25 protein-coding genes are annotated in these 19,745 nt (G+C 60.5%); 13 read left to right on the forward strand and 12 right to left on the reverse strand.

Going from position 1 to position 19,745, the window contains the following annotated elements; genetic code table 11:
* Positions 1-337 (reverse strand): aminotransferase class I/II-fold pyridoxal phosphate-dependent enzyme (locus tag AC1D1L_RS21065; RefSeq protein ID WP_477343387.1); only part of this gene is annotated, 337 nt, incomplete at its 3' end.
* Positions 338-613: 276 nt separating this feature from the next.
* Positions 614-1,438: a universal stress protein gene (locus AC1D1L_RS21070; protein ID WP_477343388.1), complete on the reverse strand. Its 825-nt coding sequence runs from the start codon at positions 1,436-1,438 to the stop codon at positions 614-616.
* 185 nt (positions 1,439-1,623) lie between these two features.
* Between AC1D1L_RS21070 and AC1D1L_RS21075 the strand changes: the two genes are divergently transcribed.
* Entirely contained in the window at positions 1,624-2,007 is a 384-nt protein-coding gene (locus AC1D1L_RS21075) for a phasin family protein (RefSeq protein ID WP_477343389.1), read from the forward strand.
* Between the two features lie 24 nt (positions 2,008-2,031).
* Entirely contained in the window at positions 2,032-2,379 is a 348-nt protein-coding gene (locus AC1D1L_RS21080; protein ID WP_477343390.1) for a c-type cytochrome, read from the forward strand.
* Between the two features lie 133 nt (positions 2,380-2,512).
* Here AC1D1L_RS21080 and AC1D1L_RS21085 read toward each other — a convergent pair whose 3' ends face one another.
* Together AC1D1L_RS21085 and AC1D1L_RS21090 are read right to left on the reverse strand one after the other, a co-directional pair.
* Entirely contained in the window at positions 2,513-2,899 is a 387-nt protein-coding gene (locus tag AC1D1L_RS21085; protein ID WP_477343391.1) for a translational machinery protein, read from the reverse strand.
* A gap of 61 nt (positions 2,900-2,960) precedes the next feature.
* Positions 2,961-3,266: a lipoyl domain-containing protein gene (locus tag AC1D1L_RS21090; RefSeq protein ID WP_477343571.1), complete on the reverse strand. Its 306-nt coding sequence runs from the start codon at positions 3,264-3,266 to the stop codon at positions 2,961-2,963.
* Positions 3,267-3,316: 50 nt separating this feature from the next.
* On the opposite strand from AC1D1L_RS21090, the gene AC1D1L_RS21095 reads away from it, so the two are divergent.
* Complete coding sequence (locus tag AC1D1L_RS21095) at positions 3,317-3,589, forward strand: hypothetical protein (RefSeq protein WP_477343392.1); 273 nt, start codon at positions 3,317-3,319, stop codon at positions 3,587-3,589.
* On the opposite strand, the gene fixJ is transcribed toward AC1D1L_RS21095, so the two are convergent.
* The gene (fixJ, locus tag AC1D1L_RS21100) at positions 3,586-4,200 is read right to left on the reverse strand and encodes a response regulator FixJ (RefSeq protein WP_477343393.1); all 615 of its coding nucleotides are present in this window, start codon (positions 4,198-4,200) and stop codon (positions 3,586-3,588) included. The genes AC1D1L_RS21095 and fixJ overlap by 4 nt on opposite strands.
* Positions 4,187-5,704 (reverse strand): PAS domain S-box protein, encoded by a 1,518-nt coding sequence (locus AC1D1L_RS21105; RefSeq protein ID WP_477343573.1) that lies wholly within the window; start codon positions 5,702-5,704, stop codon positions 4,187-4,189. The genes fixJ and AC1D1L_RS21105 overlap by 14 nt, the downstream gene beginning before the upstream one ends.
* Before the next feature lie 238 nt (positions 5,705-5,942).
* On the opposite strand from AC1D1L_RS21105, the gene AC1D1L_RS21110 reads away from it, so the two are divergent.
* The 5 genes from AC1D1L_RS21110 (at position 5,943) to AC1D1L_RS21130 (ending at position 10,910) form a co-directional block, all read left to right on the forward strand.
* Positions 5,943-6,755, forward strand: a complete 813-nt coding sequence (locus AC1D1L_RS21110) for a universal stress protein (protein WP_477343394.1) — start codon at positions 5,943-5,945, stop codon at positions 6,753-6,755.
* The gene (gene mgtA, locus AC1D1L_RS21115) at positions 6,755-9,385 is read left to right on the forward strand and encodes a magnesium-translocating P-type ATPase (protein WP_477343395.1); all 2,631 of its coding nucleotides are present in this window, start codon (positions 6,755-6,757) and stop codon (positions 9,383-9,385) included. The genes AC1D1L_RS21110 and mgtA overlap by 1 nt, the downstream gene beginning before the upstream one ends.
* Positions 9,386-9,408: 23 nt before the next feature.
* The gene (locus AC1D1L_RS21120) at positions 9,409-9,864 is read left to right on the forward strand and encodes an NUDIX hydrolase (RefSeq protein WP_477343396.1); all 456 of its coding nucleotides are present in this window, start codon (positions 9,409-9,411) and stop codon (positions 9,862-9,864) included.
* 117 nt (positions 9,865-9,981) lie between these two features.
* The gene (locus tag AC1D1L_RS21125; RefSeq protein WP_112562303.1) at positions 9,982-10,251 is read left to right on the forward strand and encodes a DUF6455 family protein; all 270 of its coding nucleotides are present in this window, start codon (positions 9,982-9,984) and stop codon (positions 10,249-10,251) included.
* A 110-nt stretch (positions 10,252-10,361) separates the two neighbouring features.
* A complete protein-coding gene (locus tag AC1D1L_RS21130; protein WP_477343397.1) occupies positions 10,362-10,910 on the forward strand; it encodes a hypothetical protein in 549 nt (182 codons plus the stop codon).
* Positions 10,911-11,025: 115 nt separating this feature from the next.
* On the opposite strand, the gene AC1D1L_RS21135 is transcribed toward AC1D1L_RS21130, so the two are convergent.
* The 3 genes from AC1D1L_RS21135 to AC1D1L_RS21145 all read right to left on the reverse strand — a co-directional run bounded on the left by AC1D1L_RS21135 (position 11,026) and on the right by AC1D1L_RS21145 (position 12,674).
* Entirely contained in the window at positions 11,026-11,724 is a 699-nt protein-coding gene (locus AC1D1L_RS21135; RefSeq protein WP_477343398.1) for a CBS domain-containing protein, read from the reverse strand.
* A 129-nt stretch (positions 11,725-11,853) separates the two neighbouring features.
* Positions 11,854-12,321 carry a DUF2231 domain-containing protein gene (locus AC1D1L_RS21140; protein ID WP_436261595.1) on the reverse strand — a complete coding sequence of 156 codons (468 nt, stop codon included), beginning with the start codon at positions 12,319-12,321 and terminating at the stop codon, positions 11,854-11,856.
* A 119-nt stretch (positions 12,322-12,440) separates the two neighbouring features.
* The gene (locus AC1D1L_RS21145; RefSeq protein ID WP_436261594.1) at positions 12,441-12,674 is read right to left on the reverse strand and encodes a hypothetical protein; all 234 of its coding nucleotides are present in this window, start codon (positions 12,672-12,674) and stop codon (positions 12,441-12,443) included.
* Positions 12,675-12,784: 110 nt separating this feature from the next.
* On the opposite strand from AC1D1L_RS21145, the gene AC1D1L_RS21150 reads away from it, so the two are divergent.
* The 3 genes from AC1D1L_RS21150 to AC1D1L_RS21160 are packed head-to-tail and all read left to right on the forward strand — an operon-like array spanning position 12,785 to position 15,137.
* Positions 12,785-13,129 carry a PepSY domain-containing protein gene (locus tag AC1D1L_RS21150; RefSeq protein ID WP_477343575.1) on the forward strand — a complete coding sequence of 115 codons (345 nt, stop codon included), beginning with the start codon at positions 12,785-12,787 and terminating at the stop codon, positions 13,127-13,129.
* Positions 13,129-13,794 carry a response regulator transcription factor gene (locus tag AC1D1L_RS21155; protein ID WP_477343399.1) on the forward strand — a complete coding sequence of 222 codons (666 nt, stop codon included), beginning with the start codon at positions 13,129-13,131 and terminating at the stop codon, positions 13,792-13,794. The genes AC1D1L_RS21150 and AC1D1L_RS21155 overlap by 1 nt, the downstream gene beginning before the upstream one ends.
* Positions 13,794-15,137, forward strand: coding sequence for a sensor histidine kinase (locus tag AC1D1L_RS21160; protein ID WP_477343400.1), 1,344 nt, complete (start codon positions 13,794-13,796; stop codon positions 15,135-15,137). The genes AC1D1L_RS21155 and AC1D1L_RS21160 overlap by 1 nt, the downstream gene beginning before the upstream one ends.
* A 7-nt stretch (positions 15,138-15,144) precedes the next feature.
* On the opposite strand, the gene AC1D1L_RS21165 is transcribed toward AC1D1L_RS21160, so the two are convergent.
* From AC1D1L_RS21165 to AC1D1L_RS21175, 3 genes are read right to left on the reverse strand one after another with little or no spacing between them, the layout of a single operon-like run.
* Positions 15,145-16,656, reverse strand: a complete 1,512-nt coding sequence (locus AC1D1L_RS21165) for an RnfABCDGE type electron transport complex subunit D (RefSeq protein WP_477343401.1) — start codon at positions 16,654-16,656, stop codon at positions 15,145-15,147.
* A complete protein-coding gene (locus tag AC1D1L_RS21170; protein ID WP_477343402.1) occupies positions 16,653-17,375 on the reverse strand; it encodes an FAD:protein FMN transferase in 723 nt (240 codons plus the stop codon). The genes AC1D1L_RS21165 and AC1D1L_RS21170 overlap by 4 nt, the downstream gene beginning before the upstream one ends.
* 25 nt (positions 17,376-17,400) lie before the next feature.
* Positions 17,401-18,174 carry an FMN-binding protein gene (locus tag AC1D1L_RS21175; protein WP_477343403.1) on the reverse strand — a complete coding sequence of 258 codons (774 nt, stop codon included), beginning with the start codon at positions 18,172-18,174 and terminating at the stop codon, positions 17,401-17,403.
* A 215-nt stretch (positions 18,175-18,389) separates the two neighbouring features.
* Between AC1D1L_RS21175 and AC1D1L_RS21180 the strand changes: the two genes are divergently transcribed.
* Together AC1D1L_RS21180 and AC1D1L_RS21185 are read left to right on the forward strand one after the other, a co-directional pair.
* Complete coding sequence (locus AC1D1L_RS21180; protein WP_477343404.1) at positions 18,390-18,908, forward strand: cytochrome b; 519 nt, start codon at positions 18,390-18,392, stop codon at positions 18,906-18,908.
* Positions 18,909-18,912: 4 nt separating this feature from the next.
* Positions 18,913-19,608: a VIT1/CCC1 transporter family protein gene (locus AC1D1L_RS21185; protein ID WP_436261587.1), complete on the forward strand. Its 696-nt coding sequence runs from the start codon at positions 18,913-18,915 to the stop codon at positions 19,606-19,608.
* Positions 19,609-19,745: the final 137 nt, after the last annotated feature.

Consider the following 19,745-nt stretch of genomic DNA (forward strand, 5'->3'; position numbering starts at 1 on the left):
AGGTGAAGACCAGGGCCGCTTCCTTGTCGTGCAGGTCGGCAAGTTCCACTTCGAGCTCGACCAGCGGGTTGCTGGTGCCGGAAATGTTGCGGGTGCCGCCGGCGCCCGAGCCCATCTTGCCCGCCGCGTTCTGCAACGCGGCGATGACATCGGGATGCTGGCCCATGCCGAGATAGTCGTTGGAACACCAGACGGTGATTTCCTCGGCGCGGCCGTTGGAACGCCAGATGGCGCGCGGAAACTTGCCGACGATGCGCTCGAGGTCGGCGAAGACGCGGTAGCGCCGCTCGGCATGGAGCTGGTCGATCGCTTCCTCGAAGAACCGCTGATAGTTCATGTCCGAAATTCCTTTGCCTGTTTAGCAATCGCTGGTGCCGCCGCGCCGCCCATGCTGCTTGGATTTTCATCTATTGACGTAAGGCCGGTGCGGCGGCCCCTTGCCAAGTCTTACTGCCTGCATGACAGTTGCTCTTCACGCCCGCGTTTGCCTGCGATGTCTTGCGCCCGCACCTCATCAGCCACACTCAACTTGGCAGGGGCTAGCCTTAACTGTTTGCGGGAAAGGCCGACCTTGATTCATGTCAACATCACGGAGCCTGAGATGTCTTCTTGCTCAGTTCGAGATGAAGCGGTGCAATGATCCGCTGCGCAGTACAGAACGCGTCACGCCGCCAAGGGCCATTTCCCGGACGCGGCTGTGACCGTAGCCACCCATAACGATCAGATCGGCCGTAATCTCCCGACCAATCTGGAGGAGCCGGTCCGCCGGTTCGCAGTGGCGCGCGTCCAGAACTTCCGATCGCGCTTTCACGCCGTGGCGCGCCAGGAACATCTCGACGTCCGCCACATTGTCGTGAGGCGCGGGGCTTCCATGGTCCACTATGGCGATCACGACATCCCTGGCCGTGATCAGGAAGGGCATGGCGTCGACGACAGCGCGGCGCGCTTCCCGCGTGTCGCTCCATGCTATCAGGATCCTTTCGGCGTCGATCGAGGCATAGGTTTGTGACGCCACAAGCATTGGGCGGCCGGCTGCAAGGATGAGACTCCCCGTGTCCAGGGTGCGGTGATGGTCGACCACCAGATCGGTCGCCGGCGAGCCAGTGAGGATCAAGTCGGCGGCACGCGCGTTGAGCGCAAGCTGCCCGTTCGGATTGCCAATTTCGCCACGCCACGAGGCACGACTGCTGCCGTCGACGATACTTAGAAATTCCTCTCTCAAGCTGTCGAGGCGACCTTCAATCTGCTCCACTTGAGCCCACATCGCCTTCGTGACGGCCTGGTCGTTGGTGCCGGTTGGCATGACAAAATGCGGCTCGGCTGCACAGAAGCCGATCAAATTGGCATCATGCCGTTGAGCAAGATCCCAAGCCATGGAGATGCATGGCGCGGCGATGGCGTCCACGTCCAAATGAACCATGATCGTTTTGAAAGCCATCGCTGCAGCCTCTTTTGCGTTGAGGCGAGCTGGCCACGAAGAACGGGCAACGACCTTGATGCGTGTCAAACGCGGGAACGATATCGGTGCGCCCGATTGATCCGGATCAACGACCTGGCGACGAATAGCGTTAGCGTCGTATGGCGAACACTTTTGTTTGTACCATTCACAATGGAGTATCGATCATGCAGACCCATCCCCAACCGTCGCAATTCGGCATGCAACTATTGCCGATGGTGGAGAATGGCCAGAAGGTCGTCCTCGCTGCGGCGTCTCTTCAGGCACATGCTTTCAAGGTGATGATGCGCTATCACATCGAAACGCTGGGGTTTCTGAAACATCGCTACGAGCAGGATGTAAAGCTGGCCGGTGACCTGATCGACGGCGCTGAGTTCAATGACGCCTTCGACATCTTCTCCACTTTCCTGCAGAACGCGACATTGGAATACACAACCGAAGCCGGCAAGGTCGTGGGCCTGACCTCCAAGCTCGCATCGGAAACGGCCAGGCGCGTGCGCAAGGAAGCCAGAACCGCAATCGAGGACGCAGCGGCGAAGACGGTTGCGTAGATCGAAAGGCGGAGGCCTGCAACCATGAGCAGCTATATGGGCAATGGGCGTCGCCGGTGTCGATGGGTTTGCGCACTTGCGGCGGTGCTGCTTGGATCCGTGCCTGCACAGGCCAACAGCCTGACGGAACGCGGTCAGGCATTGGTCGAGTTCAATTGCGCCCGCTGCCACGCCATTGGAAAAACCGATAAAAGCACCCATCCCGACGCGCCGGCGTTTCGCACCTTGTCGAAGCGCTATCCGATCACGGATCTCGAGGAAGCCCTCGCCGAGGGCATTTCGACCGGCCACCCGGACATGCCCGAGTGGGTTGCGAGCCCTGACCAGATCGAGGCAATCATCGCCTACATCAGCAGCTTGCAGCAACCGTGATCGAGGTCACTGCCGCAGCAGCCGACCGAGCCTGGCAGCTCGCTGCGCGATCGGAGTTCATGCAAGCCGCTCTGTAACATGCAATCGACATCGCTGCCGATTGCGGATGCCAACGAAGCAACTCCTGACTGAGCTAGGGCAACATCCGGTCAGCGGCACGGAAGAACGTCCGCGCATGCGCCACGATCTGGGCCTCCGTGGGATGATCCGCCGGTTCGACGCCGACAATGCGATCCTTCAGGTGAGGGTGGTAATCGCGGATATGCTTGGCCAGTTCATCCTTTGCCGATCCTGGTCCCACGATCAGCCATTCCTTCGCCGGCTGCAGGGCTTTCACGACATCGTGGTAGAAGGCATCGTCTTCCGGCGCACGCTTGCCGTCGACGGTGCCTGCCTTGTTATGGGTCTGATGATGCGTCAGTGTGGTGGCAAGCCTTACGCGTTCGGCTGTCTCACGGTTGAAGAAAAACACCTTGGCTTCGCGATGGTCCAGCCAGGCGACGGCATGTTGGGTCTGCATGTCTATACGTCCTTGAGTTGTTGTTGATGAGCGCAATCGTCGCGGTGAGGGGTCGAATGCCTCACGCGGATTGGAACTCCAGCGTTGCCAGGATCGAGCCGGGTTCGATGACGGCATTTGCTGCGGCGACAATCGTCGCGCGGCCACCTGCCGGCGCGACAATCTCGTGAAGCGCGTCTTCGACGCGAACTTCGGCTATTCGCTCGCCGGCCTTGATTGTGTCGCCGCTGGCAATGAACCAACGCTCCAGGATGCCCTCGGGCAGCATGCTGGACGCCCATAGCGCTTCGTCGACCTTGATGTATTGCATCGCAATTCTCCTTTGAACTGGAATGATAGGCTGCGCACCGGGTGCGTCCTTGATCACGATCAAAGGCAAGTGCCGTCTTGCGGACAAGGGTTCAGCAATTCTTGAAAATGATCCAGGTCAAAGCGCGCCGCGCTGTTTCCGTCAAAGCTAAGACGATGTGGAACTCAATCCTAAGCGCACCCTATGGTCGCGACCTCGAACTCGCCGTCTTCGACGAAGAGGGGACGCATGCGCTCGTATTTCCGTGCGTAAGGAGTCGAGAAGGCTGGAAGAACGCCACCACCGGCGCCCGTGTTGACATCCGGCCGACGCACTGGCGCGATTGGGAGGAGGAGAAGGTTCAGGCCAGAATTGGCAACCCTCTCGAAGGCTCTCCCTAGGGTCTGGTTTCCACGATCAACGCCATGCGCACAAGATGTGACAGGCTGCCTGCGCCCATCTTGCTCATGACATTGGCACGATGAATCTCGACTGTACGCGGGCTGATTCCAAGGTCATAGGCGATCGTCTTGTTCGGCAGACCCGAGACAAGCCCGTCCAGTACCTGCCGCTCGCGTTCCGACAAGGTCGACAGACGCCCGCGGATATCCGCCGACTGCGGATGCGCTGCATTGACCTGGTTGCGGTTGGCGAGAGCGGAGCGGATCGCGTCGATCAGCAATTCGTCGTCGAATGGCTTTTCGATGAAATCGGAGGCGCCTTCCTTCATCGCCTGAACGGCGAGCGCCACATCGGCATGGCCCGTCATGACAATAACTGGAATTGTATGCCCACCCGCTCTGAGCTGGCGCAGGAACTCGATGCCGTCTATGCCCGGCATGCGTACGTCGGTGACGATGCAGCCGTCGAGATTGTCCGTCGCCGTCGATAGAAAAGCTGTGGCCGATTCGTGCAGGCGCACAGCGAAGTCTGCTGTGGCCAGAAGAAAACCGAGCGACTTACGAACGTCGACGTCGTCATCGACCACGTGCACCAGATCACTGTTGGGCATTTGTGACCTCTTCTTTCTCTACGATGCGCAAGGTGAACCGGAAAGCGGTTCCACCGGCCGGCATTGCTTCGGCCCATATGTGACCGCCGTGCGATTCGACGATGGTGCGGCAAATGGAAAGGCCAACACCCATGCCTTGCTTCTTGGTGGTGACAAATGGCTGAAACAACTGGGCCGAGACCTCTGGTGCGAGACCCGGGCCGGTATCGATCACGCTCACCTCGGCCATCCCATCACCGCGGGCAACGGTTGTGACTTTCAATTCGCGGCGGGGCACGTCCTGCATGGCCTCCACCGCGTTGCGCATCAGGTTGAGCAGAACCTGCTGAATCTGGATACGATCGGTCAAGACCAGTTCGGCGGCAGGGTCAAGCGTGTAGCTGACAAGGACATTTATCTCCCTCGCGCCGACAAGGGCCAGTGAAGAGGCTTCCTCGATCAGCGCTGGCAGTCGTTCGACCTGACGCTCGCTTTCGCCCCTTGCCACGAAATCCCTCAGATGACGGATGACGTCTCCTGCCCGCAGGGCCTGCTCAGCTGCCTTGTCCACGGCATCCCGCAACATGGGCGCGTTCTCTTCCGTGCTTTTCTCGAGCAGCCGACGACTGCCCTTGAGGTAGTTCGTGATGGCGGTGAGCGGCTGGTTGATCTCATGGGCGAGCGTCGAGGCCATTTCGCCGAGTGCGGTAAAACGCGCCATATGGAGGAGCTCCTGCTGCTGCTCCTGGATTCTTGCTTCTGCCCGGTGCCGTTCGGTGAGGTCGCGGCAAAAGCCGGTAAAGAAGCGTCCGGTTCCCGGATGCATCTCGCCGACGGAAAGCTCCATCGGGAAAGTCGTGCCATCCTTGCGTGCCCCGGTAACGGTGCGGCCGAGCCCGATGATCCGGCGCTCGCCCGTCGTCAGGTAGCGAAGCAGATAGGCATCATGCTCATCACGATATGGCGCAGGCATCAGCATTTTCACGTTTTGACCAATGACTTCACCTGATTGGTAGCCGAACAGAGTCTCGGCGGCAGTGCTGAAGGATTGAATCCCGCCCTGCTCGTCGATGACGACCATTGCATCAGGCACTGTTGCCAGGATCGATCGCAAATGGTCCTCACGCAGCCGAAGTGCTGCGTTTGCAAAGGAGAGTTCGCTGACATCCGTGCCTTCAATGAAGATCGCGGTGATACGGCCATCGTCGGCCTTGATCGGCTGATAGACAAAATCAAGGATGCGCTCTTCGACTGGCCCGTCGACTTTGTTGCGAAGACCAACCTTCACCCCGTGGCCGATATAGGGCTCGCCGGTCGTGTACACGTGGTCCAGATGTTCGAAAAACTCATGTCCTTCGAGTTCGGGAAAGGCGTCCCGCACGGACTTTCCAATCACTTGCCTGTCGCCGATCAACCGCTGGTAGGCGGCATTGGTCAGTTCGAAAACATGACCTGGCTCGCGCATGAGCGCTATAAAGCCCGGAGCCTGATCGAACATTCGTGACAAAAGTGATTTCAATGTCATCCCGCCGGGCGACAGACTGAGCTCTTCGTCTTTGATCACCTGAAATTCCTGGGTTCGAGACGGTGCTACCCGCGCTACTATCACTTCTCGTCGCACAGGCAAAACAGATCGAGACGACGTTTCCGCAAGAGATTCAGTTGGCGGGCGCAATTGGCGGTCTTTGACGCGCGTCAAGGCATCAGGCGCCGGCGCGTGCGATCCATCACGCATAGCACCGCTCCAGCGAAAGGCACCCGCAATGTCCTACAAGTCAATCATCGTCAACCTCGCCATCGATGCGACGCCCGCACCCATTGTGCAGGTGGGGATCGAACTTGCCGAACGATTTGGAGCGCATCTGATCGGCCTGGCGGCAGCTGATGTCCCGCCTCTGGTCGCGACAGGCGATGGCATGGTCTACGAAGGCGAGGTCATGCAGATCCAGCGAACGGAAATCGAGAAGCGGCTTGCCGAATTGCGTGACGTGTTCGAGACGCTGGTACCCGCTTCGATCACAAGCGAATGGGGACAAGCCGTCTGCAGTCCGACCCGGTTCCTCAGCGTTTCGGCCAGGGCCGCCGACCTCATCGTCACCGGCGGCGTGGATGGAGACAACGTCTTTCGCGCCGTGGATGCCGGCAGCCTCGCACTCGGTGCCGGGCGGCCGGTCCTGGTCACTGCTGGCAATATCGAGCATATTCGCGCAAAAACCGTGCTGGTTGCCTGGAAGGACACCAGGGAGGCTCGGCGTGCGCTAGCAGATGCGTTGCCTTTTCTGGCAAAGGCCAACGAAGTTGTTGTGGCCACGATAGACAGCAACCGCGACGAAACCAGCCGTGACAGCCTCGACGATGTCGCCGTCTTTCTCGACCGCCACGGCATTAGGGCGCGAACCGAACTGATCGCCGGCGAGGCTGACGGCGACCGGTTGCTGACCTACGCGCGCTCGATCCATGCGGACCTGATCGTCTCGGGCGCCTATGGCCATAGCCGCTTGCGGGAATGGGCGTTCGGCGGCGTCACCCGCACGCTCATCGAAGAGAGCGGCATCAGCCGCTTCATGTCGTATTGATGATAAGCGAAGCTGACCAGAAATCCGTCTCGCCGGACGGTAGTGCCTATTGGTCGATCGAGGCCAATGACCTCCTGCGACGCCTGAAGACGTCTGCCTCGGGGCTTGGGGCTGCCGAGGCCGCATCGAGGCTCGCAAGATTCGGTCGAAACACACCGGCGTCGAAGTCGAGCGCGTCGGCCCTGATCGTGTTTGCCCGCCAGTTCCGGAGCCCGCTGGTCCTGATCCTCATTTTCGCAGCCAGCGTGTCGGCTTTCGTCGGAGAGGGCCAGGAGGCTGCAATCATCGGCGCGATCGTTCTGGCGAGCTGCGTCTTGAGCTTCACCCAGGAATATGGTGCGTCGCGGGCGACCGAGGCACTGAAACAGCGTATTTCGCGCAAGGCTATAGTGTTGCGTGATGGCGTCGAGTGCTCGGTTGCTGCCGAAGATATCGTGCCGGGCGACTTGATCCGCCTTTCCGCCGGAAACCTCATTCCCGCGGACGGCATCATTCTGGACGCGCGCGATTTCAACGTCAGCGAGGCCGTGCTGACCGGCGAAACCTTTCCCGTCGTGAAGGCACCGGGGCGGTCGGCGCCAGAGGCTTCCGTCGCACAGCGCAGCAATGCCGTTTTCACGGGCACTTCGGTTCGCAGCGGCACTGCAACCGTGCTTGCGGCAGCGACCGGCGCCAGCACTGAATTCGCATCGATCGCTGCGGCCCTGGAGCGGCAAATCCCCGAAACAGGGTTTGCCCGGGGCATAAGACTGTTCGGCTATCTGATGACCGAGATCATGCTGGCGATTGTCATCCTGGTGTTCTTCGCCAACCTGATGCTGCATCGCCCACTGATTGAATCGCTGCTGTTTTCGCTGGCGCTGGCGGTTGGTCTTACGCCGGAACTCCTTCCGGCCATTATCAGTGTGACGCTGGCTAGAGGGGCTCGGGCGATGGCTGCCAATGGCGTCATCGTGCGCCGTCTCGACGCCATCGAGAATCTGGGCAGCATGGACGTGCTTTGCACCGACAAGACCGGCACGCTGACGGAAGGCGTGATCCACCTTGACGGATGGCTTGATGTCGACGGCAATCCGTCAACCAACATCCTGCTTTGGGCACGTCTCAACGCAACCCTGCAGACCGGACTGAAGAACCCGCTGGACGAAGCCATCGCCGGTGCGCCGGGCGAGGGCGCATCGTTAGCCGCTTTCACCAAGGTCGACGAGATTCCTTATGATTTCATCCGCAAGCGCCTATCCGTTGTTGTGCGGACCAAGGATGCCGAAGATCTTCTGATCACCAAAGGTGCCGTACTGAATGTCCTCGAAACGTGCGGCTTCGTCACCACGACGAATGGGCTCGAACCCCTCGATGAGAAGCAGCGTGCGGCGATCGACGAGAAATTCCGGCGCTGGAGCGCGGACGGCTACCGCGTTCTGGGCCTGGCAATCCGTCGGCTTGAGAGCCGGAAAACGTTCAGCAGGAAAGACGAAATCGATCTCGCCTTCGTGGGCTTCCTGCTTTTCCTCGATCCGCCAAAGCAAGGCGTCAGGGAGACGCTTGCCGAGCTCGCCCACCGCGGCATCGCGGTAAAGGTCATTTCAGGCGACAACCGTTACGTTGCCGCGCATCTTGCACAAGCGATCGGCTTGCGCGCCGACAGGATCATGACTGGTGAGGAGCTTTCGAAATTGACCAAGAGCGCGCTCTTTGCGGGCGTGCAGCACACCGATCTCTTCGTCGAGATCGATCCCAACCAGAAGGAGCGCATCGTCCAGGCCTTGCGGAGCAGGGGCCATGTCGTTGGTTACCTTGGCGACGGCATCAATGATGCGCCCGCCCTTCATGAGGCAGACATAGGCATCTCGGTCGACACCGCTGTCGATGTCGCGCGCGAAGCGGCCGATATCATCCTGCTCAAGCAAGATTTGGGCGTGCTCGTGCGCGGCGTCGACGACGGCCGCAAGACATTTGCCAACACGATGAAGTACATTTCGATCACCACCAGCGCCAATTTCGGCAACATGATCAGCATGGCTGTCGCCTCGCTGTTCCTGCCTTTCCTGCCGCTTCTGGCAAAGCAGATCCTGCTCAACAATTTCCTTTCGGATGTTCCTTCGCTCGCCATCGCGAGCGACAACGTCGATGCCGACCAACTGCGTCGGCCTCGTCACTGGGACATCCGTTTTGTGCGGCGGTTCATGATCAGCTTTGGCCTGGTCAGCTCGCTGTTCGATTTCGCCACGTTCGCGTTCCTGCTGTTCTTCGCCCATGTCACGGAGGCCGCATTCCAGACTGCCTGGTTTGTCGAGTCGTTGCTGACAGAGCTTGCCATCGTGCTCATTGTGCGCACGCACAGAGCTTTTTGGACGAGCCGTCCGAGCTCGTTGCTGGCCTGGCTTACGTTGGGTGTAGGGGTCGCCGCGATCATGATCCCCTATCTGCCGTTTGCCGACTGGTTCGGCTTCGTGCCTTTGCCGCTGCCCGTGCTTGCCGGGCTTGTTGCAATCACCGCGCTCTATCTCCTGGCCTCGGAGGCGACCAAGCGCTGGTTCTTCGGACAAGAGAGCCGCCAGTCGCACGGGAAGAGGGCGGGGCAGCTGCTCGACAAAGGGCCCAAGCCTCATGCGGCCTACCCGAGATCATAGGCCGTGTGGGGAGGCTTGAAGCGGTGATGAAAAGAAGCGCGGGCATTCTGCCCTATCGCAGATCGAGCAATGGGCTGCAGGTGCTGCTTGTCCATCCGGGCGGCCCCTTCTGGCAAAGCCGCGACCTTGGCGCTTGGTCCATCGCCAAGGGCGAGTTCGACGAAAGCGAGCTGCCAGAAGCCGCGGCGCGGCGCGAATTCAAGGAAGAGACAGGTTGGGAGCCCAACGGGCCCCTGGTCAATCTGGGTGAGCTGCGCCAGCGAAAGAGCAAACTCATTACTGCTTTCGCGTTGGAAGGCGATTTCGATACCGCGACGTTGCGCAGCAACATGTTTGAGATGGAATGGCCACGACGCAGCGGCCGCATGCAGTCATTTCCCGAGGTGGATCGCTGTGCATGGCTGGATCGAGACCTGGCCCGGGCAAAACTGCTTGCCGGTCAGCGGCCCTTTATCGACCGGCTCGTCACTTCTGTTTAGCGCGCCATGCTTCCTTTCCAGGGCTCAGGGGTTGGCAAGGATGCCGCCTGTTGATCGAGATCAACGCCACCCGTCGCCAACAGCGGCAAGATTGGCCAGTAGGCAGGAGTGATCAACATGACCTTTCTCGATTACCTGATTTCGGTCGATGCCAGAACGGCTCTAATGGATCGAATGATGCAGAAGCTCGGCGTCGACAGACAACTGAAGGTCGTGGCAGACCATGCGGCAGTCACCAATCGGGCGGTGAACCGCTGCCGTGCCTGCGGCCATCAGGACGAATGCATGACCTGGCTCGATGAACACGAGCATGCCAGCGAGCCGCCAGACTATTGCCGCAACAGCGACCTTATCGCTCGACTGCAGCATGCGGCCGGGCAACGCTAGGACATCGAGCTGTCAGCCTCGACGAGGTCGTGCCGTCCGTGTTCTGATGAGAGTCAACACAGACCAGATTTTTGCGGTTGATAAGTTTGCATTCCACGGGACCAGGCAGCTTGGACAATTTATTTTTTCTGGAGGCATTTCTGCTCTTTGTCGCGCCAGGGCCTACCAACGCTCTTTTGATGGCGGGGGCGGTCAAGCTAGAGAACTCGGTCAAGCTTTTGGCCGCTCAGGCTTGCGGATACGGGATCGCATGCGCGTGCTGGTTTTCGCTACGTCCCTTGATGCCGCCCGAGGCCATTCAAATACTTAGGCTGGTGGCAGCCGGATGGCTCATAATTCTGGGCCTGCGTCTGACAGCGAGCGCCCGGATCAACTCTTCCAAAAGCGGCGACGCCATTTCGGTTGCGGCGACCAGTGCTCTCAATCCAAAGGCCTTTATTTATTGCCTGGCTATCGTGCCGCTAAACACCGAACCGCGCGCGCTGGGGATCTTCTGGGTTGCGCTGTTGATGATGACAGCTGCCACAGGATCGTTGTGGCTGTTGCTAGGTCGGCGCTTCAGCGGAGGCAAAAGAATGGTAGAGAGAGTTGCCGGCGCGGCGCTTGTTGCATTCGCCCTGTTGCTCCTTCGGCCATTGATACTTCTAGTCGCGATCTGAGCGCAGCGAAGCGTAAGCGTGAACCTGTTTCGCTGGTAGGCCATCCTCCAATGCACTGTTAAGCCCCGCTGGCACGGCGGCTCGCGACACCAACCCGTTGGTGGTCGGGCCTTCGCTACGAAACAAGGATGACGGATACGGGATCGGCGCAGAAGAGATCGTCCTCGACAGCTTTGACGCCGGCGACGTTTTCGGCCGCGACAATGGCTGCCTGCCGCTCGCGCTCGTCGAAGATGGCCCCGCTCAGTTTCACCACGCCATTGTTCACCGTCACGTTGATCAAGTCCTTGCCGGCCCATTTCTGAGCCGCAAGCTCGGCAATGATGTTCTGCCGGATCTGTTCGTCTTTGATGGCTGCAGAGGCTGCATCCGGAAGCACGCCGATCAATGCCCGCAGAAGATCGGAGCGGGTGATGATGCCGACGACTTTTCCAGCGTCGACGACAGGGATGCGTTTGACATGGTGACGCGTCATGAACTCGACGACCTCGTCAAGCGATGCGGTAGGGGATGTCGTGACGACATCTTGCGACATCACCTCCTCGACCCGTCGCCCATTTGCGTGGACATATTCATCGGCGGCCTTTCCGGGGCTGACCAGAAACTCCAGCCAGCGCGAGCGCTTGCGCTGCGTGCCCAGTTCCCCGCGACGTAGGAAATCGCCCTCGCTGACGATCCCCACCAGGGTGCCGTCGCCGCGAATGACGGGCAAGCCGCTAATCCTTTTGACGAGCATGGTCCCGGCCGCTTCAGCGATCGATGCGGACGGGTCTATGCCGACGACTGGCTTGCTCATTATGGCTGCGGCTTGCATGTTGGCTCTCCGGAGTTTTTCCAAACCTCCGGCTTCTTAGGCTTCACATGCTCGAAGCACCTTGATCTGAATCATTTTTCCATCGAGGCATATGGTCCAGAGTTGGGGTCACGAATGGGCGCCTGCCGGTCAACCAGCGATAGCGGTCTTGGCGACATTCACGCCAAGTTCGTAGACAAGCAGTCCACCATAATAGGCTGTCGCAGTGACCAGAATCGCTCCGCAAATTTCGATCAAAGGGATGGCCATCGTTACAGCACGAAACTCGCGATTCCGTACCCAAAGTGCGAGCCGCACAAGTCCCCAAATCAGGAAGGCAAAGGCGGTAATGCCCCCCAGGCTTTCGTGGATTTCCGCGATATCGCTGCTGAAGCCGGCCGCTTCGGCGTGATCCAGGGCGAGACCGCCGAAGAACCAGGTCCCAATGGCGAACACTCCGGCAGCCAGGGCCACAAAGGTTGAGATCGTGCCGACGCCCGATTTCCTGGTGACGGCGCTGCCGCCTGCCAGCGCCACAAGGTCGATAGCTGCAAGGGTGTAGATCAGAACAATAGGAAAATGAACAAGACTGGGGTGGATGTGCTGAATGGGAACCACGAAAACTCTCCAGAAATTGGTAGGGACTTAGGACAATGGCCAGCCTTGCAGCGAGCCGTGGCCGACAACATTTGTGAGCGTTATGTGCTGTGACGGGCCGCGCACTGCGAGCGAGAGATCTAGTCGTTTTCGTCGGCCTCATCGCCCTGCCGGTCGTCACACGCATCGTCATCACCCTTGATGGCTTTCGAAGTGGTGGCGTCCTGCATCGGGATGGCCTGCAGGTCGATCGGGCCGGACGGGACAACGGACGATGGCGCTCCGCATGATCCTTCGTCCGATTCAGCAGCCGCGGGGAGGGCGAAGGTTGTGAGGCCTGCAAGTGCTGCAAGGACAAGCATGGAATTGCGCATGGTCTGGTATCCTTCTCGGCGCGGCCACGATTGGACGCGATAGTGCCTTGATATGGACCCTTCGCTTGCTGATGGCTGAGGATGATTGACAGCAAATTGAAAGCTTGAACGTGCGACATGCCTTGCCGATGAAAAGCCAGTTGAAGCGTTTGGCGGTGCTTGGTCTCGCTGGACTTGTCCTGGCAATGCCTCTCGCTGCCCGCGCCGATGAGGACGATGACGGCGATCATGACCGGGCGCGGGATTTGTACGAACGCGGCGAAATCAAGGGCCTTGCCAATATACTGGACGTTGTCCGCGCCAAAGCTCCCGGCGATGTTGTTGCGGTCGATCTCATCCGCAAGGCCGACAGATGGGTCTACCGTTTCCAAGTCGTCGGTGCCGATGGCCGGCGAAGGACCGTAGACGTCGACGCCGGTGCCGGCGTCATCATGCGCGATGGCGAGGGTGACTGATGAAGATACTCCTCGCCGAAGACGAGCCCCGTATCGCTGCCGATATCGCGACCGCCCTCAAGGCATCCGGAATGGCGGTCGATATCGTAAAGGATGGTGAAGCTGCCTGGTTCGCAGGCGATGTCGAGAATTATGACGCGGCGATTCTGGATCTCGGATTGCCCAAGCTCGACGGTCTTACGGTCTTGAAACGTTGGCGAGCCAATGGGCGCAGGTTTCCGGTTCTCATCCTGACCGCAAGGGGGATGTGGACGGAACGCGTGGATGGTATCAACTCCGGTGCTGACGACTATCTTCCCAAGCCTTTTGAAATGGAAGAACTGCTCGCCCGGTTGCGCGCCATCCTGCGCCGCTCGGCAGGGCAGGCGGCACCCGTGTTGAAGTCCGGGCCACTGCTCTTGGACACACGCCAGATGCGGATTTCGCTGCGCGGCATTCCCGTTGCGCTTTCGCCGCTCGAATACCGGCTCCTGGCGTTTCTGATGCACCACGCCGGCCGGGTGGTGGCACCGACCGAACTTGCCGAGCATCTTTACGATTCAGGCAACGACCGCGATCCGAACACGATCGAAGTAATCGTCGCGCGCCTGCGGCGCAAGCTCGGCAGCGATGTCATCGAGACACGACGAGGGTTCGGGTATCTGATGCCCGATGATGCCGCCTGATGGGCAACTCGATCCGCTTCCGGCTGTGGTTGGCGGCAACCATCTCGATTCTCGTCGCACTCGGCATCGCCGGCGCCGGCTTGCGCTATCTCTTCGAACTTCACGTCGAGCGGCGCGTTGTGGGCGAGCTGACGGTCGACCTCAATGAGCTGATCGGCGCAACGACCTTCACAAGCGACGGTCACCTTATGGTGGCCCCGGTGCTCACCGACCCGCGTTTCGCCAATCCGCTGTCCGGTTACTACTGGCAGGTCGAAGACATCGCCACCGGCGGCCTCGAGCGCTCACGATCTTTGTGGGACGCCAAGCTGGTCCTGCCTGCGCGGAGCGCAACTGGTGAGCTGCGAGCTGTCGAGGAGTTCAAGGGCCCTGGTGGAGAACTCAGTATTGCGGTCGAGCGCACGATCATCGATGCCGGGGGCCATTCCTTTCGCGCAATCGTGGCGGAAGATCATCGAACCGTTGAGGTGTCTGTAAGCGAATATGTTCGCGATCTTGCCCCGGCTCTCCTGATGCTTGCGGCAGTTCTCATGGCCGCGTTTTTCGTCCAGATCACCATCGGCCTTGCGCCGCTGGAGACCTTGCGGGTCGCCGTAGGAAGCGTGATCGGGCAGCGAGCGGCACGGCTTGATGTGGTGGCACCAAGCGAGGTGCAGCCGCTCGCGAACGAAATCAATCGTCTTCTCGATGCCCAGGAGAAGGCCCTTGCGCGAGCCCGCTCGCGCGCCACCGATCTGGCGCACGGCCTCAAGACGCCGCTGCAAGTCCTGTCGGCCGACATCCGTGCCTTGCGCAAGAAAGGCGAGACGGATCTGGCCGACGAGATCGAGAAGAGCGCAGGAGCGATCCGGCGCCATGTCGAGCGGGAGCTCGCGCGCGCCCGCCTCGCGCCCGGCGTTTCCGGCGAGGCATCCTGCCGAGTATCGGAGGTCGCGACTGGCGTCATTGCAGTCGTCAAGCGCACGCCAAGCGGCAAGCAGCTTTCATTCAAGATGGGCGTCCCGGAGGGTCTGACGGCGCCAATCGACGAAGGCGACCTGTCGGAAATTCTGGGCAATCTGGTCGAGAACGCCGCGCGCTACGCAAAATTGTCAGTCAGTGTCGATGCATCCTCGGCCGCTGGCGAGGTGATCATCGCTGTCACCGATGACGGACCCGGGATACCGGATGCGGATCGCGAATCCGCCTTGTCGCGAGGCGTCCAGCTCGACCGCAAGGGCGGCAGCAGCGGCCTTGGCCTGGCCATCGTTTCCGACATCGTTGAAGCCTATGGCGGACGCCTTGCCATGGCCAATGCCGATCCGGGTCTGGTGGTGACCATTTCCTTGCCGCGACACAGTTGAGCGCGCTTCAGGCAAAACCCGGGAAGTAGTCGACCTTTATCTTCGAACGGCGAACGCCCATGGCCAGCAGTTTCTGACGCAGCGCCTTGACCATGGCCTGCGGCCCGGAAATGTAGAAAATCCTATCAAGGTAGTCGGGTATGGCCAGACGTATCAGGCGCTCGTCGATGTAGCCGGGATACTGCCCGCGCTCGCCCCCGCGCGCCACAGCGTGGACCGTCTTGATACCAAGTTCCTGCCTGACCGCGCCAAGCACGTCGCGATAAGCGATGTCCTGCTGCCCCTCTGTTCCGTAGAGGATGACGATCGGTCGCCGCTCCTTGCGGTCGAGCAGATATTGCAGCATCGAGCGGAATGGCGTGATCCCGATGCCTCCTGCCAGGAAAGCGATCTTGGTTTCACGCCGGGGGGGAAGCGTAAAGTTGCCGGCCAGTTGCGCGGCGTGGATCGTGCTGCCTGGCTTCATGGTCATCAATTCGCGCTTGAAGGCGCTTGATTGCGGATAGAATTTGACGCCGAGGCGGACCGTTTCCTCCGTCGGCGCTGAGGCCACCGTGAAATAACGGCGGTTGCCGCGATTGTCGGCACGATCGAGGCCAAGCGTCCATTCAAGATATTGGCCGGCCTCAAAGGCGACCTTGCGCGGCGACCGGAAGACGAAGTCAAAGCTGTCGACGGCCGATTGCTCGATGCGCTCGAGCGTCAGCACGAAGCGGCCCTTGGGTCCTGCCGCATAGGCGAACAGGTTGCCGGCCAGCAGCGCCAGTTCCGGCGTGAAATAGAACGAGCCGATATGGATGTTGGGAGCAAACAGAAAGCCGACGATGGCGGCAAAGGCGATACGCGGCCAGCGCATCGTCGGCGCAGTCAGCGGCTCGGTCAGCATCACAAAGGCAAAGAACAGCAGAGGCGACGAACCCAGGGTCTCAGCAAGCGCGGTCCAGTATTGAGATGGGTCTGTGGTTGCCAGAATGGTCGCCAGCGCCACGACAACAAAGGTCGAGACAAGATCAAGCCGGCGCAGTTTGCGGACAATGAGGATGCCGCCGAAGAGCACGAGTGGAAGCAGCGGCAGGTTGCCGCCAACCCACCAGGTGGCTGGCTGGTCGAGCAAAAGCGCTGACAGCGCCACGCCCAGTGCAGCCGGATTGAAAAGGTGCTTCCGGCCGATGGCGAGAATGAACTTGGACGAAATCGCCCAGACGGACGCGAATGCCACCGCCGCGATCCCCTTGATGTCCGTGGTGGCTACCGGATCGAGAATAAGCGCAAGGATGAGCGCGGTGATGTAGACGGACTCGCTGTTGGCCGGGACCGCAAAGACATGCGCAAAGACCTTGTTGGTGAGCCAGCAGGCGGCCAGCGCCAAAGCCGTCGTGTAGGCAAGCGCAATCGGATCATGCGGAACGAGTTTGGCGAAGCCGAGCACGAGCGCTGCGCCGACCAGCGCCATCAGATAGTAGAGGACCAGCCGGTACATGGTCAGATGATCGAGAACTCGGTCGATGGTTTTGATCATGGCAGGCAAAGGGCTCCGAATCCGGTTGTCGGCGTGGCGCGGCCATTGGCGTCGACGACATACCCTTCGAGGCCTGGCGTCTGCTCGATGAAGAGAATGCCGTCCCGGCCCATGGCGAAGGCAGCAGTGGCGAAACGATCGGCTTCGAGCACGTCGGCGCCGATGACGGTCAGGCTGACGATGTCCTGGATCGGACTGCCAATTCCATGCGGGTTGTAGATGTGTTGACCGCGGACATAGGTTCCGGAGGTCGCCACTCCGCGACCGCGGGGATAGACGATCTTCACGATCTCGTGGGCGTTGAAGGGATTGCGGATGCCGACGCTCCAATCATGGCCCGAAGCATTCTTGCCGCATGACTGGACGTCGCCTCCCGCTTCGATGAAGAAATCGCTGATGCCGGCTCGCTGAACGATGCCTGCCGCATTGCGGATGGCCCAGCCCTTGACGATGCCGGAAGGATCTAACGACCCGTCGGGCTTGCGAATATCGAAGTATCCGGCCGTCTCGTTTTTCGTCTGTTGGGCGAGAGCGAACACTTCCGTCATCTCGCCGCTCCAGTCGATGACCGGAACGTCGCCGCGGTTGATAGCCGTGATCTCGCTGTCGACCCGGTATGTGCTGAAGCGCCGGTCGATATGCTCGAAATAGCCGAAGACCGTCTCGATCAGCTCACCGCCCGACGCGCCGCCGACGTCGACCGTAATGGGCATTCCCATCAAAATACGCGTCTCACGCATGGAACTAGGACGATGCTTTCTTCAGCGCGCCGCCCAGCGACTGGATAAAGGCCCGGCTGGTCAGCGTCGCACCTGAAATGATGTCGACATTGGCGCTTTGGGCGCGGATCGCTTCGTCGCGCAGCATGGGCAGCGCCTGCCTGTTGATGCTGATGGAGGTGCGGCGATCGGATGGATATTTGAGTACTTTCAGCGCCGAAAGCTGCCCGCCCTGTACGAGGGCCTCAATCTGGATGATGCCGTAGTAGGCATCGGCCGTGGGGCCGGTGTAGACGCCATCGGCATAGCCCTTTGCGGCGAGCTTCATGCCCACCCGGGCGACACGTGCTGGTGCATCCGGATATGCCGGCCTCGGCTGCGGGACTGGTATGTAGATGGCGGGTGTTACGGCGAATGAAGGCGTTGATGACGCAGGATCGGCGACAGCCGGCGGCACTGGCTGCGCCGGCAGCGTTGGCGACGGTTGTGGTGCCACTGGAACCACTGTCTGCTTGACTGGATCATTCGGCCGTTCGGCGGGCACGGCTATGCCAGCCGTCGTTTCCCGGGCAATCGGGAACCTTGTTCTGAACCGGGGGTCGAGGGGCGCCGGCGAGGTGCGGAGCATCGGCAAAGCCGCAGCGGATGCGGGCTCTTTTGGCTGCACGAAAGGCGCTTCGGCTGCGTCGGCCGGCAGCGCCTCGCCGAGCATATCGTTTGCCGGACCCTTGCCGGTCTGATCCCAGACATAAGCGCCCGAGGCGGCGATCACCAAAAGTGACAGGGCAATCTGTTTCATCGGAATTTCGTTTCCACACTGAACCTTGCAGAGGCGACCCCATCTGGTGCGCTGCGGATGCAATATCCCACGACCAAGCTGACAACTGGCTGTCAGCCGAGGTTGAGCTGCGAGGGCGCCGCGAAAGCTCAAGGGACGACAAATTGACTTGTCCTAGATCAAGATCGTCGCATAAGCAGCGAGGTAGGAAGGTTCTCTGAACGAGGTAGCTGCCTGTGATTGTTGCCAACGAGCCGGCCGGATACTCCGGAACCCAGATATTTCTGCATTGGACAATCGCGGCGCTGATCGTCCTGCAGCTTGTGATCGGTGAGGACATCAAGCCGGCTTACCGGGCGTTCTCGCGCGGTACCGAGCCGGCAGCTGGCGACATCTTCAACGCGAACATTCATGTCTATGTCGGTTTGGCCGTTCTCGTACTGGCGATCTGGCGGTTTGCAATCCGTCTACGGGATGGCGTGCCGGTGGCGCCTCCCGAAGAGAGCATCCTGCTGAAGCGGATTGCTGCGGCCGCGCATTTCCTGCTTTATCTTTTCATTTTCGGGATGCCGATTACCGGGGCGCTGGCATGGTACTTCAGCTTTCGAGCGATGGGGGAGATTCACGAACTCGCCAAGCCGGTGATCATCATTGTCGTCGGCCTCCATGCCGCGGCGGCGCTGTGGCAACATTTCTATGTGAAATCGGATGTGCTGGTCAGGATGCTGCGGCCTGCTGGACGGCGTGCGCCGTGATGCCATGAGCCGCCTGCACAGTGAAAACCATCTCGTATCGCGCGTCGGCTGGTTGCGCGCCGCCGTTCTCGGCGCCAATGACGGCATCGTCTCGACAGCCAGCCTGATCGTTGGCGTGGCGGCAGCCAATGCCGCGGCCTCCAACGTTCTGGTGGCCGGCGTCGCCGGACTGGTCGCCGGTGCGATGTCGATGGCGGCCGGCGAGTATGTCTCGGTCAGCTCGCAGTCCGATACCGAACAAGCCGACCTTGCGCGGGAGAGAAGGGAACTGGCGACGCAGCCAGATTTCGAGCGACAGGAACTTGCGGACATCTATGTCCAACGTGGCGTGGAGCCAACGCTGGCCTTGCAGGTCGCCGACCAATTGATGGCGAAGGATGTGCTCGGCGCCCACGCTCGCGACGAACTTGGCATCTCGGAGGTGACGACGGCCAGGCCGATCCAGGCCGCGCTGACCTCTGCGGCTGCATTTTCGGTTGGCGCGGCCATGCCATTGGCGATGGTGCTTGTTTCGCCGGCCGCCTGGCTTGCCGCAACGGTGTCTGTTGCCTCGCTCCTGTTCCTGGCGGTTCTGGGCGCCATTGGGGCCAAAGCTGGCGGCGCCAATGTGTTGAGGGCAACTGTTCGCGTCACCTTTTGGGGGGCGCTGGCAATGGCGCTGACCGCAGGTATTGGTGCCGTTGTTGGGACTGCCATCTGACGGTCCTGCGACCTTGATCCCAGCGTATGCCGGAGGCGCCCGTTCTCCCGCAAAATAATCCCGAGAGGGTTCGGCGCCAGTTCTATGAAGTTGTGAAAGCGCAACGAAGGCGGCGCGGAGGGGAGATATCACGAAGC

This window comes from Mesorhizobium sp. P2_D6 (assembly GCF_056404315.1).

Bases quoted from the DNA above. Each gene is read 5' to 3' on its own strand.
- AC1D1L_RS21125 (WP_112562303.1), top strand. From the start codon at position 9,982: ATGACCTTTCTCGATTACCTGATTTCGGTCGATGCCAGAACGGCTCTA.
- AC1D1L_RS21110 (WP_477343394.1), top strand. From the start codon at position 5,943: ATGTCCTACAAGTCAATCATCGTCAACCTCGCCATCGATGCGACGCCC.
- AC1D1L_RS21075 (WP_477343389.1), top strand. From the start codon at position 1,624: ATGCAGACCCATCCCCAACCGTCGCAATTCGGCATGCAACTATTGCCG.
- AC1D1L_RS21160 (WP_477343400.1), top strand. From the start codon at position 13,794: ATGGGCAACTCGATCCGCTTCCGGCTGTGGTTGGCGGCAACCATCTCG.
- AC1D1L_RS21070 (WP_477343388.1), bottom strand. From the start codon at position 1,438: ATGGCTTTCAAAACGATCATGGTTCATTTGGACGTGGACGCCATCGCC.
- AC1D1L_RS21145 (WP_436261594.1), bottom strand. From the start codon at position 12,674: ATGCGCAATTCCATGCTTGTCCTTGCAGCACTTGCAGGCCTCACAACC.
- AC1D1L_RS21175 (WP_477343403.1), bottom strand. From the start codon at position 18,174: ATGAAACAGATTGCCCTGTCACTTTTGGTGATCGCCGCCTCGGGCGCT.
- AC1D1L_RS21185 (WP_436261587.1), top strand. From the start codon at position 18,913: ATGAGCCGCCTGCACAGTGAAAACCATCTCGTATCGCGCGTCGGCTGG.
- AC1D1L_RS21085 (WP_477343391.1), bottom strand. From the start codon at position 2,899: ATGCAGACCCAACATGCCGTCGCCTGGCTGGACCATCGCGAAGCCAAG.
- AC1D1L_RS21135 (WP_477343398.1), bottom strand. From the start codon at position 11,724: ATGCAAGCCGCAGCCATAATGAGCAAGCCAGTCGTCGGCATAGACCCG.
- fixJ (WP_477343393.1), bottom strand. From the start codon at position 4,200: ATGCCCAACAGTGATCTGGTGCACGTGGTCGATGACGACGTCGACGTT.
- mgtA (WP_477343395.1), top strand. From the start codon at position 6,755: ATGATAAGCGAAGCTGACCAGAAATCCGTCTCGCCGGACGGTAGTGCC.
- AC1D1L_RS21155 (WP_477343399.1), top strand. From the start codon at position 13,129: ATGAAGATACTCCTCGCCGAAGACGAGCCCCGTATCGCTGCCGATATC.
- AC1D1L_RS21105 (WP_477343573.1), bottom strand. From the start codon at position 5,704: ATGACATTGAAATCACTTTTGTCACGAATGTTCGATCAGGCTCCGGGC.
- AC1D1L_RS21080 (WP_477343390.1), top strand. From the start codon at position 2,032: ATGAGCAGCTATATGGGCAATGGGCGTCGCCGGTGTCGATGGGTTTGC.
- AC1D1L_RS21170 (WP_477343402.1), bottom strand. From the start codon at position 17,375: ATGGGAATGCCCATTACGGTCGACGTCGGCGGCGCGTCGGGCGGTGAG.
- AC1D1L_RS21165 (WP_477343401.1), bottom strand. From the start codon at position 16,656: ATGATCAAAACCATCGACCGAGTTCTCGATCATCTGACCATGTACCGG.
- AC1D1L_RS21095 (WP_477343392.1), top strand. From the start codon at position 3,317: ATGATCCAGGTCAAAGCGCGCCGCGCTGTTTCCGTCAAAGCTAAGACG.